Annotated in this window: 15 protein-coding genes; 13 read left to right on the top strand and 2 right to left on the bottom strand. The window is 54.2% G+C overall.

Annotated features, from left to right (window positions below; genetic code table 11):
- Positions 1-4: 4 nt before the first annotated feature.
- Positions 5-697 (bottom strand): molecular chaperone, encoded by a 693-nt coding sequence (locus tag ACMWKA_RS22885; RefSeq protein WP_058681580.1) that lies wholly within the window; start codon positions 695-697, stop codon positions 5-7.
- Positions 698-749: 52 nt separating this feature from the next.
- Positions 750-1,334: a fimbrial protein gene (locus ACMWKA_RS22890; RefSeq protein ID WP_013094838.1), complete on the bottom strand. Its 585-nt coding sequence runs from the start codon at positions 1,332-1,334 to the stop codon at positions 750-752.
- 374 nt (positions 1,335-1,708) lie between these two features.
- Between ACMWKA_RS22890 and ACMWKA_RS22895 the strand changes: the two genes are divergently transcribed.
- The 13 genes from ACMWKA_RS22895 to ACMWKA_RS22955 all read left to right on the top strand — a co-directional run bounded on the left by ACMWKA_RS22895 (position 1,709) and on the right by ACMWKA_RS22955 (position 14,923).
- Complete coding sequence (locus tag ACMWKA_RS22895) at positions 1,709-2,509, top strand: winged helix-turn-helix domain-containing protein (RefSeq protein ID WP_023620608.1); 801 nt, start codon at positions 1,709-1,711, stop codon at positions 2,507-2,509.
- A 4-nt stretch (positions 2,510-2,513) separates the two neighbouring features.
- Positions 2,514-2,999 (top strand): hypothetical protein, encoded by a 486-nt coding sequence (locus ACMWKA_RS22900; protein ID WP_013094840.1) that lies wholly within the window; start codon positions 2,514-2,516, stop codon positions 2,997-2,999.
- A gap of 229 nt (positions 3,000-3,228) precedes the next feature.
- Positions 3,229-3,852 carry a common pilus major fimbrillin subunit EcpA gene (locus tag ACMWKA_RS22905; RefSeq protein WP_013094841.1) on the top strand — a complete coding sequence of 208 codons (624 nt, stop codon included), beginning with the start codon at positions 3,229-3,231 and terminating at the stop codon, positions 3,850-3,852.
- Positions 3,853-3,897: 45 nt separating this feature from the next.
- Positions 3,898-4,575, top strand: a complete 678-nt coding sequence (locus ACMWKA_RS22910; RefSeq protein WP_161657552.1) for a fimbria/pilus periplasmic chaperone — start codon at positions 3,898-3,900, stop codon at positions 4,573-4,575.
- A 6-nt stretch (positions 4,576-4,581) separates the two neighbouring features.
- Entirely contained in the window at positions 4,582-7,179 is a 2,598-nt protein-coding gene (locus ACMWKA_RS22915; protein ID WP_414760634.1) for a CS1-pili formation C-terminal domain-containing protein, read from the top strand.
- Positions 7,157-8,755 carry a receptor gene (locus ACMWKA_RS22920; protein WP_414760635.1) on the top strand — a complete coding sequence of 533 codons (1,599 nt, stop codon included), beginning with the start codon at positions 7,157-7,159 and terminating at the stop codon, positions 8,753-8,755. The genes ACMWKA_RS22915 and ACMWKA_RS22920 overlap by 23 nt, the downstream gene beginning before the upstream one ends.
- 6 nt (positions 8,756-8,761) lie before the next feature.
- The gene (locus ACMWKA_RS22925) at positions 8,762-9,415 is read left to right on the top strand and encodes a hypothetical protein (protein ID WP_013094845.1); all 654 of its coding nucleotides are present in this window, start codon (positions 8,762-8,764) and stop codon (positions 9,413-9,415) included.
- Positions 9,416-9,487: 72 nt separating this feature from the next.
- On the top strand, positions 9,488-9,682 hold the full coding sequence (locus tag ACMWKA_RS22930) for a hypothetical protein (RefSeq protein ID WP_013094846.1): 195 nt from the start codon (positions 9,488-9,490) through the stop codon (positions 9,680-9,682).
- Positions 9,683-9,704: 22 nt separating this feature from the next.
- Positions 9,705-9,890 carry a hypothetical protein gene (locus ACMWKA_RS22935; RefSeq protein WP_013094847.1) on the top strand — a complete coding sequence of 62 codons (186 nt, stop codon included), beginning with the start codon at positions 9,705-9,707 and terminating at the stop codon, positions 9,888-9,890.
- A gap of 64 nt (positions 9,891-9,954) precedes the next feature.
- Positions 9,955-12,051 carry a peptidase domain-containing ABC transporter gene (locus ACMWKA_RS22940; protein WP_414760636.1) on the top strand — a complete coding sequence of 699 codons (2,097 nt, stop codon included), beginning with the start codon at positions 9,955-9,957 and terminating at the stop codon, positions 12,049-12,051.
- A complete protein-coding gene (locus tag ACMWKA_RS22945) occupies positions 12,048-12,797 on the top strand; it encodes a hypothetical protein (RefSeq protein ID WP_414760637.1) in 750 nt (249 codons plus the stop codon). Before ACMWKA_RS22940 ends, ACMWKA_RS22945 begins: the two co-directional genes overlap by 4 nt.
- Before the next feature lie 6 nt (positions 12,798-12,803).
- Positions 12,804-14,054, top strand: coding sequence for an HlyD family secretion protein (locus ACMWKA_RS22950; RefSeq protein WP_013094850.1), 1,251 nt, complete (start codon positions 12,804-12,806; stop codon positions 14,052-14,054).
- Between the two features lie 89 nt (positions 14,055-14,143).
- Positions 14,144-14,923, top strand: a complete 780-nt coding sequence (locus tag ACMWKA_RS22955) for an MBL fold metallo-hydrolase (protein ID WP_013094851.1) — start codon at positions 14,144-14,146, stop codon at positions 14,921-14,923.
- The last annotated feature ends 8 nt before the right edge of the window (positions 14,924-14,931 follow it).

Here is a 14,931-nt window from a genome sequence, read left to right on the forward strand (position 1 = left end):
CCGATCACTGGCTGGTGAGCGTGCGGGTTTTATACGCACCCAAATCATCCACATACATCAGCTGGTAGGTTTGGCCGCGTTTCACCGCGTTTTTTGTTGCGACGGTGAGTTGACCAAATGGCGCGACCATCGGTGATTCCTGCAGTAATTTGGTTTTGCCCTGGGAAATATTGGCAACCGTAATATGGAAAGGGCTGTCATTAACGATGCGGAACTGTTTACCGCTGGCAATCAGCGTCAGTTTCCCCGTTGCGTTATCCAGCGTGCCGGTTAACGAGGCCGGGCGATAAAACATTTTGATGCGTGATTTAATCGCCAGCTGAACGGTATTCTGGTTTTGTATATTTTCCGGCTTTGGCGGAATGTCGAGCACGTTCAGGAAAAAGACCGATTCGCGATCGCCCGGTAAATTCGCAGGCAACTTTTTTATCCGCAATTGCTGACCATTATGTTCGCTGACCTTCACCACCGGTGGCGATAACAGAAAAGGAACGTTTGCCGTTTCCGGGGTGGAGTTAATATCGCCGTCATCAATCCAGGATTGCACCAGCGCAGGGGCATCACCCGTATTGATTAACTGAACAATGACCTCTTTGTTATTCTCAGGATAAAGAACACGCGTGCCATTAATCACAATATTGGCCCATGCGTTGCCCGCGCTGAGCAGCAGAGATGCCAGCATAATAATCTTACGCATATTGGTAACCTTAAATACAGGCTTCGCCGGGACGAAGCCTGATTAACTGAAATTACAGGTAGGAAATGGTGTAGGTCACGTTAGAGCTCAACGCACCGACCGTTGCAGCAGCGGCGTTGGTTTTATAGTAATAAACGTCCAGCGTCAGCGTTTCTGAATCTGGCGCCGCTGAGGTACCCATAATGCTGGTGGTGTAAGCCTGGTTCAGCGTAACCGGTGTAGATTTACCTGGTTCCACTAAGGCGAAACCGACATTACGCGCCACGCTGGCGTCGTTTTCATTAACGCTGTTATTCAGCAGGTATTTGCCGTCGGTAGAAATATTATCGGCGCTGGAGAAATACACTTTCAGCGGCGTACCGGTCGTACCTGCTGCTGGCGTACAGCCAGAGAAGGTTAACGAAATGGATTTTTTATTTTTTGTAATCAGGCCAACCGTTGTTCCGGCATCCTTAACCGAAATGGGGGAGAGGGCGACGGTCATATCCGCGCTTTTCCCGCCATTAATCGTACAGGTGGTATCGGTAATAGCACCGGTAAAGTTAATTACGCCACCTGCTGAGTTATCTGCGGCAATGGCGTGAGTAGAGGCAATGGCTGCGCCAAGCACAGATACGGTCATGATCGTTTTGAACATGATAAACTCCATAATATTTTGTTTTATCTAAGAAAGAATGTTTCCCGGCTGCGCAACACACTGTGACAGGCTTACGCGCATCGCGACCTGAGTACGAGCCTTGACGATATTATGTTGCATCAAAAAGATACATAACAAAACATTATTCCGTTAAGATTAAAATAATGAGATTATAATCTTACTATAACGTTCTTTTAAGGATCATAACCTAAATGCCTTCATTCGAAGGTCTTAATTAATGAATTAATAATTGTTAATTTATGAAGTTTTCTATGCGGCGTGCTCAAATAATATTTGATGACTTGACCACACCCTCTTTAGACCTATTATTGCGAGGGAAATACAGTAGTTTATAACAGTGGTGTAACAATCATATGAAGTATCTTATTGATCTCGCAATGCTTTATGAAGTGGACTCCGGTGTGATCATGATAAATGGAGAAGAGGAATCTTCCATTAAGTTATCAAATCAGGCGGCACGTTTGTTATATGAACTCATCATTAATAATGGTAAAACCCTCGACAGGGACGACCTGATTAAGAAAGTCTGGGAAGACCGGGGTTTTTCCGGCTCCTCGGTCAGTCTTAATGTTGCCATAAGTGAAATTAGAAAAGCTTTTCGGAGTTTAGGACGTGACCCGCTACTGATTAAGACCATTCGTGGAAAAGGTTTTAGTCTGGCCGCGCATATTGAACATCACACTGTCAGGCCGCCCGTGGCCGCTCCGGAAAAAATGGTGGCGGAAACCGTCGATATTGTGACGCAGCAGCGAGACCCGCCTGAAGGTTTGCGTCGTCGGGACAGCGGCTTTACCACCCTGTTCGTGATGGCACTGGTGGCAATAATGGGTATTGCCGCGCTGCTGTTCTACCAAAATATGCGCGTTGCCGATCGTCCGAAGGAGTCCGATATCTATCGGCTGGGCAAAATTGACCGCTGTACGGTTTATCTTATCGATAAGAACATGTATCAGCCGCTGCAGGTCTATCTTAACCGCGCTAAAGAGGCGATCGCCCGTCAACATATCGACTGCGAACATCAGGCTGCTGATGCCTATTATTCAAAGTTTAAAAAATCACAGCTGGAAAATGATTTTTTGGCCGTCTGTTATCTGCAGGATGGCGCCGATAGCTATAAAAATTGTATCTCTTACAGAAGCCTGACAGGGAGTTAAAATCATGTCGAAGAGACAGATGGGTATATTATTGGGCGTGGTACTGCTGCTTTCCGTTATCGTCATTGCCGTGCTTTACCCGAAAAGAACTCAGGAAGTGGGATTTGGCTGTCAGTCTGATACGGTTTCCAGGAAAAACTATTCAACGGGAGAGTCGACCGCCCTGTCGTTAACCACGCTGTTTCTTTTTAATGGCAGCGATATTGTCACGGTGATCCATAAAGGGGTATTCACCCGCGGCGACAAACGTTATTTGATTGACCGAAACTATGTCCTTAACGTTGAGAAAGTTGCTGGCAGTGATATTTACTATATTAAAGGAAAAAAACTGCAGAAATCTGATGATGACATTGCCCCTGATGGAATTGTCAATGAGCTGCTAATGGACAGTATCGACTTCTTTTATGTTACCCGGGTTAAAGGTCATGCCTGGCTAATTAAAGGGCTGGTATTACCAATAATGATGTGCGTGGCTGTACCCACATCCTGATATTCTGCAGAATAACCAGAATAGATGTTTATCTATTCATCAAAAAGTCTCAATTTTATTCATTATGTAACAACAAGATGCAAAAGCAGGCGGATATTTTTCATCTTTTGCTTTAAAGGGAATGAAATTTTCTGTATTGCCTCGTTATTTTTCGGGTGACTATACTTCGCCCCGAAAAAGGGGCTCCCCTTTTTTAAACATCTGGATTCTTTTTTGAAGGACTAAATAAATGAATAAACTGAACGCTATCGTTCTGGGCTCACTGCTGTCTCTTTCTGCCCTGAGCGTTGCTCATGCAGCGGAAACTACTGCTTCTGCAACCTGGCAAGCTTCTGCAACGAAAGACAGCGATTCCGATCTGGTTGTCACCCCAACACGCGCACTGAACTTCGTTTATAGCGCAAACACGAAAGCCTTTAACACCGACACCGGTCTGTTTGATGTGGCTATTCGTGGCGATCACTCTTCTGCAACCAGCTTCAAACTGGAAGCTATCGTTGATGACTCTGACAACACCCTGTTCAGCGTTGGCGGCGAAGCAACCAAACTGAAAGTGGGCGCGCGCTTTGGCGGGACCGATCTGGGCTCCATCGGTGGCACAGTGGGTACGAAGTCAACGGCATGGACTACCCTGGTTGACTCTTCAAACAACACCGGCGTCTCTTCTGGCCTGTGGAACCTGACCACCAGCGCAGGCGCGACGGCAAACACCGAAGTGACCGGCCAGGACAAGTTTGTGTTCTACGTCGATTCTGCACAGGACAGCACCGGTGCGGCGAAAGAGTTCAAAGACCTGACCAACAGCCTGTGGGAAGGTACTGTCTCCGTTGCGTTCCGCGCAACCTGGGGCTAAGAGCTGACAGTTACAGGGGCGTAAGCCCCTGTTTAGGGAAATATCATGTTTAGCCTCAAACCCATCTTCTTCTCTTTATTATTTATTTCCTCCTCCGCGCTGGCGATTAATGTTGGCAAAGTCACCACCATTATTCCTGCCGATGCGGATTCCACCGCCAAGGAATTAAAAAACGAAGCGGACAGCGTGCGCATTATTTCCATCAGCGCCCAGCGTATCAGCAGCCCGATGGATGAAGGCGTGGTGATTAATCCAGAGCAAACCGACGAGCTGCTGCTGACGCCCACGCGCATGGTCATGCCCGCCGGAACCAGCAATATCGTCAAATTTTACTATCACGGTAAGGCCGACGATCGGGAGCGCTATTACCGCATTACCTTCATTGATGAAGGGGTCAGCGAAGATCTCGACAACGGCACGCAAAAGAATGGCAAAGGGATGACCCGCGCCGTGGTGAGCACCATTCTGGTGGTCCAGCCCCGGAAGAAGAACGTCGATTTCGTCTACGTGGCCGGGAAGATCACCAATAAGGGCAATACCGCGTTTCGCGTGAACGCGAGCGGAACTTGCCTGAAACCCAACCCGGAATCGCCGACCACGCCGTGCGTCAAAAACTTTTACCTGATGCCGGGCACCTCCCGCACGATCGACGATATCAACGTAACGGACAGCCATTTTCATCTCGGAATTTGGGACCTGAAACAGTTCATTCCTGTTAAGTAAGGATGCATGGTGAAAAATAAATTAGTGTTGCCGGTGATGATGGCGTGCACATCCGGCCTCTTGCCCGCGTATGCGCATGCGGCCTCCAGCAGCTCCGTGGTTATCGCTAATTACCGTTTTCCCGACTCGCTCTATGCCCTGCTGGAGCAGGGGATCAAAATCCCCGTTTATCTGGTCAATACCCGCCCGGGTGCAGCGCAACAGGCGGGTAGCGCCGGTGACGTGAGCGAGTATGTCCGTATTGGCGACGTAACGATCTACGCAGAAGACCAGCAGCTCGGGCTGCGCGATGTCCAGGTCCAGGAGTCAGACAACGGTATTCGCCTGTCAAAAGAGATGCGGACGCTGCTGCAAAGCATCAACGGCAAGCAGTTTGACGACCATATGCGTATTCCGGTGAGCGCCGGGTCGGCGTTCGAGCTGGATCAGAAAAAAATGCGCCTGCTGCTGAACCTCTCCCAACGTGACTACGGGGTCAATATTCGTCCGCGTGAGGTGGATATCGATGCCCCTGAATCAGACGATCTGAGCGGCACGCTCTCCTATAACCTGGGGGCGTATCACACCGAGAGCGGCTACGGCGACAGCTGGTCCTCCGGCTATCTCAACGCCAAAAGCTGGGTCTCGATGGGGGTCGATCACCTGCTGGTCGATGGCTCGGGCTACGTTAACGAGAACAGCAGCGACACCCAGATGAACGCGGTGATGTGGGAACGTGACTATCAGGGCATGCGCTACGCCGCCGGGATGTTGAACGGCTGGGCGATGCAGTCTCTCGCCAGCGTCAGCGGGATCTCCGGCGGAGAGGTGTACGGCGTCTCCGTGGGGAACCAGGCCAACTCGCGTAAGCGGGACAATACCCTCTCCCTGACGCCGATCGTGGTCTATTTCCCGACCGCCGGAGAAGCCCGCATTCGTCGTGACGGCCAGCTTATTGGTATTCAGCGCTTTGACGTGGGTAACCACGAAATCGACACCAGCGCGCTGCCCTACGGGATTTACAGCGTGGAAGTTGAGGTGGTCAGCGGCAGCCGCACCGTGTCACGGAGCATGTACACCGTGAACAAACCTTTCACTAACAACGTGTCGGAATCGCTGCGCTGGCAGACGTGGGGCGGGATTTATAGCCGCGACAAATCCGTCGTCAACTATAAGAAGTACGCCAAACGGAAAAACGAGCAGGACAACAGCTACTACTACGATTACGACACCAAACATAAAGACACCATGTCGCTGGTCGGCGCCTCCTTCAGCAAGCGCAGCGGGATGGTCGACTGGAACGCCTCCGGCTATATGATGCGCGAACACGTGGTCAGTGAACTGTGGGCCTCCCTGAACCTGACCGGGTACTTCTCGGTGAATACCCAGACGATGGCCGCCTCTGACGGAACGTACCGCGCCAACTACGGGGCTAACGTCAGCCTGCCGTGGAATATCGGTTCGGTCTGGTACTCGCATGAGCAGCTCTCCAGCGGCAAGTTCCTTGATATCTATGAAAACAAAGGCAACACGTGGGGGGCATCGTTCAGCCTGCCGTCGTTTGGCCTGCCGTCCGCCGGCAACCTGAGCCTGATGCGACAGGAAGACGACGTATACCGCTATAAACGCTATCAGGTTGACTACTCCCAGGGGCTGTATGCCGGTCGTTATGGTACGGCGCGCCTGCGGGTGGGGATGTCGCGCAATAAATACGAAGGCTATTACGAAGAGAAAGACCGCTACGTGATGCTCGATTTCTCGATCCCGCTGGGTAACACCGTCTCGGTGGGCGTTTCCCATAACCGCGATACCGGCACGGCGCTTAACGTCAGCGCCAGCCGCCAGTTCGAAGGAGATTACCTGAAGTCGGTTACCGCCAACGTTTCACGAGCTTTCAGCAGCAACCAGGATCGCACCGTGAGCGGCGGGGGCAGCGTGAGCTTCGACACGCCGTGGAACAGCAACATTCTGAGCGTGCAGAGCGGCACCAGCAAAGGCTGGAACTCCACGCTGACCAGCGACGGCAGCGTGGGCTGGTCGAAAGAGGCGGTTGCGGCCGGTAAAGGCACCCACAGCGCAGGGGTGATCGTCAGTACCGGGCTTAAGTCCGACGAGTCGCTCACGCTGAAGCTCAACGGCCGCACGGAGCGCATCAAGGGCGATAAAACCTGGCTGTCGTTACCGGCCTATCAGGCCTATGACCTGGAGGTCATGAACAGTGAAACCGGCACCGAAAGCTATGACATTGGCGCAAACGCTCGTCGTCATATCACGGTTTACCCGGGGAACACGGTGGTGATGAAGCCGCAGGTGAAAAAAATCGTCACCCTGTTTGGCCGCCTTGTTGATGCCAACGGTAATCCGGTGAGCGCCACGCAAATCAAAAACCACGTGGGTCTGACCCGCACCGAAAACGACGGTCGCTTCGTGATTGACGTGGACAAGAACAATCCGGTGCTCAGCATTGCCACGCCGGACGACAGCGTCTGCGAGGTGCGTCTGGATATTGCGTCCAACCGTGGCGCGCTGTGGCTTGGGGACATCTCCTGCGATAAAGGCGATTTCGTCTGGCAGGAAGCAAAAGGAACACGGGAACGTGACGATGAAAAAGATATTCGCTCTTAATCTGCTGCTGATAAGCGCGGCGGCGCAGGCGCAGCAGATGCCCTATTTCGCGATCAACAATCCGGACAACAACGGGACGGGCAACACGGCGGCGCTGTTCAGTCTGAACAGCACCTCCACCGCGTTTTTACACGGCTCGCGGGAGTGGCCCACCCTGAGTGCGAAAACCAACAACGGGATTGCCACCTATATTCCGGACAACAGCTTTAACGGCCCGGCAGGCAGCCCGCTGACCATCAACTTCAGCGTCACTGGCTCCAGCGCCTCGCCGTTCTTTAAGGGCACCGCGTGTTCGTCAAGCTGTGGTACCACGGGCTATACCGCGACGACCAGCTATACCGACACGTCCATGGTGGTGAAACCGCCGGTCATTGAGCCGGGTACCGCTTATGGCCGCTGGGTGCTGGGGGATCCGTTCTTTGATTATCTGCTCAATGCTGCACCTGGCAACGAGGTGACGATTACCTCCACGCCGCAGATCTCCTCTATCGGCAAGGTCACCACCACCAACACGCTGCATAAGGTCGGCACATTGACCATGACCAACTCGCGGGCGCTGGATCTGGGCATTGACCCGATCAGCGGCGAGGTGACCATTGTGGATGGTTCAACCGGGGCGACGTGTACTAAATACACCCGCAATACGGTGTCGGGTGTGCTTTGCGAACTGCTGGAATACACCTTTGTCGGGGAAGATATCACCGGCTACAACCCGGGGCTGGCGCTGACCTCGTCCCGCGTGAACGGCGTGCTGCAATCGCACATGAACGGGGGGACGGGGCTGGCGGCGGAAATCACCTTCGATGAGAGCAACTGGTACAGCATCTCCGGCGGCATCCTGAGCGACACTCGCGTGCTGGCGAATACCTTCCTCGCGGCGCCGCAAAAAAACGGCGGCAAGGCGTACCTGAAAATCTTCCTCCCGAAGGCGCTGATTTTGAGCGTGGCGCAGGCGGGGGATGGCAACAACATCGGCAATATCGTCAGCCTGTGCCTGACGCCGGGTAACAGCTCGCTGGCGGCGGATTTCTGCTTCCAGCCGGGGGGCGGGCTGGTGATTGACCCTATCCAGCCAGGCCTTGCGATCGTGCCGGATAACCCGGATTACGCGCTCGACCCTAACGGCCTGGGCGGTTCCGGGAAAGGCACGATTGGCGAGGGGCCGATAGAGATCCCCTACACCATTACCTACAGCGGCGCGCAAAAAGATGCCGCGATTGCGGTCACGGTGAAGGTCACCGGGCCGACGCAGAGTCTGAACGGCGTGGACTACTGTGCCTTTAGCGGTAACGGCTTCACGGTGCCTGTCCCCGGTAACGTGCTGCTGGGCAAAAGCCAAACGCTGAAGGCGCATAACTGCAAAGGCGAGGCGCTGTCCATTCCCGCACCCGCCACCCATGCGGAAGAGTGGGACAAGATAAGCTCAGGCGTGACGGACATGTGGCTGTGGAAAACCCCGCTGGTATTGCAGTTTGTGATGAACAACCCGGTATCGAAAACCACCTATGACGGTAATACGTGGTTTGGTGAAGTGACGGCTCAGGGTCGAATTGATGTCAGTGCATCCTGGAATTAAACGTGTATGACTGGAAAATTCCTGGCTATTTTCGCAATAAATTGCTTCATTTCCGCAAGCGCAAATGCTTTAATTATTGAAAATCTAAATATTGATTTTCTACCTGAAAAAGAAGTTGTTTTTCAGCCAATAAAAAACGATACCAGCGTACGACAGAATTATACTGTTTCGCTTATTCAGGTTGATGTCCCAAAAGAACACGGGAAAGAGACTGAAATAAAAGATGGCGAGGTGATGTTCTCGCCAAAACAGTTAACTCTGGAGAGCGGCGAGCGGGCCGGATTTAAGTTTTATTATACCGGCCCGCACGACAGCAAAGAACGCTATTATCGCGTTAAATTCACCGAGACGCCGCTTCAGGCGCGGGTTGTGATGAGCAAAGGCCAACGCATTCAGTCGGATGTGGTGGTTTCGCTTGAGGCTATTTTAATTGTCCGACCATGGACAAGGCATTTTGATTATACGTTTAGTAACGGGGTGGTGAGTAATACCGGGAATACCTGGTTTAAATATGTCTCTTCTCAGGGATGTAGCTCACAATATAATGACTCAAAATATCTTCCACCGGGTCAACGGCTGGAAATAGATAATTACGCGCAGCCCGCAAGGCGGATGATTATTTATGGAAATAAAATCATCCCGCTTACGCGCTGCCCGTAACAACCGCTTTCCTTCATAAAAGGAAATTATCCTTTGGCGCAAGCTGAAGATTTACAACTACAGGAGAATAAAATGAAAGCGATTTCATTCGTAGAAGCGAAAGATATTATCGGTGGTGCATTAAACCCATTCGCTGGCCTCGTTAAAGGTGCACAGCTGGGTTATGACACCGGTGCAAGCATCATGGGCATGGTAGGCGGCGTGGTTGGCGGAATTCTGGGTGGCGCAATGGGCTTCCTGGGTGCGCTGGTTGGCAGCTACAACTAATTCAACGAACAGGAAGACAATCATGCAAGTTATCGATTTCAAAAAAGCACAGGCCATCATCGGTGGCTGGGATCCGTTTGCTGCTGCCCTTCAGGGCGCGAGCGCAGGCTATAACGCAGGCAGCCAGATGTTAGGCGCGCTGGGCGGCACCATCGGTGGTGTGTTTGGCCTGGTGGGCGGCTTCATCGGCGGCTTCTTCAGCGCATAAGTTATCGACCTATGCTTATGGCCCGCTTTGCCGGGCCATTTTTTTATTTCAGCCACGGATAATTATGTTTTCGCTTTTTCAGTATAAAAAAAAGGGTAAGACACCCGTTATTCGCCAGCATGAATATACCGAATGTGGGCTGGCCTGCCTGGCGATGGTGCTGGGGCACTATGAACACCACGTCTCCGTCAGCCAGCTGCGCAGGGAGCTTACCGTCTCTGCCGACGCGGGCACTTCGATGGCGGAACTCATGACCCTCGCCAGCGATAAAAATATGACGGGCCGGGTGCTCAAGGGCGAAATCACTGAAATTGAAAGTGCCGAACTGCCGCTCATCGCCTTCTGGCGCGGCAATCACTTCGTGGTGATCGTGAAGGTTGACGGGCGCAGCGTAACGGTCCACGACCCGGCCAGCGGCGTGCGTCGCTACAGCCTCAAGGAGGCGCAAAAACTCTTTTCCGGCTACGTGCTGGAGCTGAAGCCGACGCCGCGCTTCGACAAAAAATCCCCTGACGAGACGCTCACGCTGGGGCGGCTGGCCAATAAATCCCCGAGCTTGTTTCAGCGGCAGGTGCTGCTGTTTGTGCTCTCGATTTTTACCCTCATCACCATGCTGGCCAGCCCCACTTACGTGCAGCTGATCATGGACGAGGCCATCTCGCGCAACGACAACGATCTGGTGATCTTACTCACCGCCATTTTCGCTATCGTCTTTATTTTTGAAGTCATAGGTAAGTTCCTCAAGCAACTGCTTGAGATCCTGATGCGTAACATCGCCTATGACGACCTCAGCCAGTCGGTTCGCCGCTATATGCTGCGTACCCAGACCGGCTGGTTCCGCAGCCGTCCGCCGGGCATTGTGCTGGCGATTGAAAAATCGCTGCATGCCTGTGCGGAGTTCATCAGCAATGGCTATGTGCAGATCCTCTTTTCCAGCCTGATCGCCTTCACCAGCCTGCTATTTATGCTGATGTATAACGTGAAAATCGCCGTGCTGACGATGCTGCTGATGGGGGTGTTCTTCCTGATCCGCTTTTCGCTGATCGGCCCTTACCAGCGCGCGGTGGACGACTCCATCGAGCGCACCGCAAAGTATGAATCGCTGCTGGTGGAGACGCAGAAGGGGATCATCACCCTGAAGGCTAACAACATGGAGCAGGCCCGGGACGCGGTGATGGATAAATCCCAGCGTGAGCACATAGCCGGGCTGATGCGTAAAGAGCGCCTGCTGGCCCGCTTTGATGTTGCCTCGCTGCTGGTGATCAACGCCGAGCAGCTGCTGGTGGTCTGCTTCGGCGCGTGGCTTATCCTGGAAGGGCAGATGAGTATCGGGATGCTCTACGCCTACATCAGCTACAAACGCTATTTCTCCGACGCGATGGTACAGGTGGCGCAAAAACTGCTGGACAAAAATGCGCTGAAAGGGCCGCTGGATCGCGTGGGCGACCTGCTGTTTGCCCCCTCTGAAGCCAGCCAGTTTGGCCGGAAGATTGTGACTTCACCCGTCAGTCTGGCCTTTGAGGATGTCTCTTTTGCTTATCCGGGACGTGAGGCGACCCTGCAGCACATCAACATGACGCTCAAGCAGGGCGAAGAGGCGGTGATTGTCGGCCAGAGCGGCTCCGGGAAAACCACGCTGCTGCGTCTGATTTCCGGGATGTTGCTCTCCACATCGGGCAGTTTGCGGATCAATGCGATCCCGATCACCGAGTGCGATCTCTCCTCTTTGCGCCAGCATATTCGCATTGTGCATGCGGACGATATTCTCTTTACCGGCTCCATTCTGGATAACCTCTCCTGCTTTGATAGCGCGCCGGACAAAGAGCGGGTGATTGCTGCCTGCCGGCTGGCGGAGATTGACCACGTGGTTGCGCGTCTGCCGCACGGATACGAAACGGAGCTGCTGCCGGGAAATACCTTTTTCTCCGCCGGCGAGATGCAGCGTCTGGTGCTGGCGCGCGCCCTGTACAGCCAGCCGAAGCTGCTGCTGTGCGATGAAGTGACGGCAAACCTCGATAAAACCACGGCGCAGAAGGTGCTGGCGAACCTGCGTGGTCTGGGGATTGGCCTGGTGTTTGTCACCCACTCGCCGGAGGTGGTGGGCTGTCACGGACGGCTCTACACCATGGAAAACGGCACGCTGAGGGAGAGTGAGCAATGATGTTTCTGCCCCGTCTCTACGCCCGACTTTGCGCCCGGCAGGCCGGACGTACGCTGCTCGCAAGCCGGATCACGCAAAACTACAGCCAGTTTATGCGCTGCCCGGAGGCTGACGTCCCACCCGATTTTCTGCGCCAGAACGCCCTGGAGATGAGCGGCTTTCATTTTGTCGAGCAGATCTTCCCGCCCGCGCTGTGGCGGCGCAACGTGCGTTTCGATCTCCACGCCCGGGTGGCGGCATTTACCCGCGAGCAGGATTTCTATTCTCAGCCCCGCACCCTGCTGCTGGGCATGCGCTGGGCCGGATTTGGCCTGATCGCGGATGCGCTGCTCGCCACCGCGCCAGACGACGTGCGCTTTCAGTTTGTTACCCGCCTTCCCGCGCTGCACAAGCTGATGGCGGCACACGAGGAGCGGCGGGCAGGGGCGTTTTTCGCCCCGCACCGGCTGGTGACCGTGCTGCTGGTGGATGAGCGCCTCCCGGATGCGCCGCTGTTCATGACCCAGGCGGGCGACCAGAAAGCGTGGTTAACGGACGTGTCGACGCGCTTTTTAACGCGCTACGGATACGTGATTCGTACGCTACTGCCCGGCTGTTCGCTGCACTCGGCGGAATTTGCGCTGGAGAGCCAGACCTATCCCCCTGCGGAGTACCGTCAGGCCGCCACCGCCACGCTGAACGCGTTGCGTAAAACCCCCACGCTCTGGAGTGCATGGGACGATCTTTCAGTGATTTATCATGGATGACATGTCGTGAAATTAAGAAACCGAAACCGACAACGTCGGGCGCTGATCCCGCACCATTTTTCAAAGAGCTACGAGATCAACGCCCCGCGGCTGAAAGGCGTGTTAACGCTGTTTATCTCCTTTTTTCTCTGTCTGCTGGTCTTTTCGATCGTCTTTAACTTTTCGGAAACCACGCTGGCGCGCGGGGTGCTGATCCCGGCCCAGGGGGATGTGGAAGTGCGTGCCAGAGAGTCCGGCACCATCGTGGATTTTGCCGTACGTCCAGGCCAGTACGTGAAAGAGAATGACCCGCTTTTTACCGTGTCGCAGGACTACGGCGGCAAGCAGGGCTCGGTGGTGCAGTTCGATCGCCAGCAGATGGAGGCGGAGAAAAAGCGCAGCGAGCAGCGCGTGCAGACCATTGAAGATTCTATCGCTACGTACCGGAAAAACCTGGCGCAGCAGCTGGATATTGCCGACCGGCAGATTGTGGTATCCCGCGACAAAGTGAAAAAGCTGCGTGCGTTGCTCAAAAACAGCACCGATACCTATGAGGCGTGGAAAGCGATATCCGGGAAAGGCTATGTGTCGAAGGTCGATCTGGATAAAAGCCACAATGACGTGCTCAACGCGCAGCTTAACCTGACGCTGGAGGAGAGCAGTATCCTCGATCTGGAGGCGCGCAAAACCAGCCTGACCGACAGCACTCAGTCGCAAATCGACTCCCTGAGCCAGGAGCTGCTGTACGTGAAAAACCGGATCAGCGAAATTGACCGCAACCTTTCCAGCCGGGGCAGCTCTACGATGGCCATGCTGGCCCCTGCCGATGGCTACGTGGTAGCGATCAACTTCCCGCCGGGCCGGGCCATTACACAAAACAGCGAGGTGGTGGTGGTGATCCGTAAAAACACCGCCGCGTCGATGGAGGGGTACCTCTATGTGCCAGCCACGGGCGTGGGCCGGGTGGCGAAAGGGGATAAGGTGAAGCTGCGCTTTGACTCCTGGCCAGTGGATAAATATGGCTCGGTGGAGGCCACCCTGTCTGATTTTTACGAGGTGAATATTGATGCGCATTCGGCGCTTATCCCGCTCCAGGAGGGGCAGAACTACTATCTTGCCAAGGTGCGGGTGCCTTCCTGGTTTACCGATCCGGACAACAAAAAGCGTCTGCTGATGGGCGGGATGACGGTTAACGCCGATATCGTTATCGATCGCAAACCGCTTATCAATCTGCTGATTGCGCCGCTGGAGCGGGTGCGTAAACGGTTTATCGATTGACCCGATTTCATCGTTCATCGCCCATTAGCCCACAGGCTAACGCCGGGTCGCGGGCTATTCTCCTTATCACACGCACAGGAGAATAGCCCATGAACATCACTCATATTCGCAATGCCACCCAACTGATCACGTATGCCGGTAAACGCTTTTTGATCGACCCGATGCTGGCCGCAAAAGACGCTTATCCCGGTTTCCCCGGCACGGCGCGGGCCGAGATCCGTAACCCAATGGTTGAACTGCCCGTTGACGTCAGCACGCTGCTGGACGCTGATGCGGTGATCGTCACCCACACCCATGACGATCACTGGGATCGCGCGGCGGTGGAACTGATCGCCAAAGACAAACCGATCTATGTGCAAAACGATCGTGATGCCGCGCTGCTGCGAAGCCAGGGTTTTCATAACCTGACGGTCATGACCGACGAGACCACCTTCGGTGATATCCGCATCGCGAAAACCCACGGCGGCCAGCATGGTACCGATCGCGCGTACGCGGTGCCGGAGCTGGCAGAGCGTCTGGGCGAAGCCTGCGGTGTGGTTCTGCGCCACCCCGACGAGAAAACGCTCTACATCGCGGGCGATACCGTCTGGCGTGATGCGGTGGCGGCCGATCTGCAAAAACACCAGCCGGATGTGGTGGTGCTTAATGCCGGATACGCGCATGTGATCGGTTTCGGGCCCATCATTATGGGGGAACAGGATCTGCTCAACGTTCACTTCCTGCTGCCGCAGGCAAAAATTGTGGCGGTCCACATGGAAGCCATTAACCACTGCCTGCTGAGCCGCCGCGCGCTGCGGGAATACGTGGAAGCAAACCAGATCGGTGATGCGGTGAGCATTCCCCAGGACGGCGAAACCGTTATATTCTGAGCACCAAA

The sequence above is a fragment of the Enterobacter sp. 03-F-07-AD-ECC genome (assembly GCF_047530935.1).
Taxonomy (GTDB): domain Bacteria; phylum Pseudomonadota; class Gammaproteobacteria; order Enterobacterales; family Enterobacteriaceae; genus Enterobacter; species Enterobacter cloacae.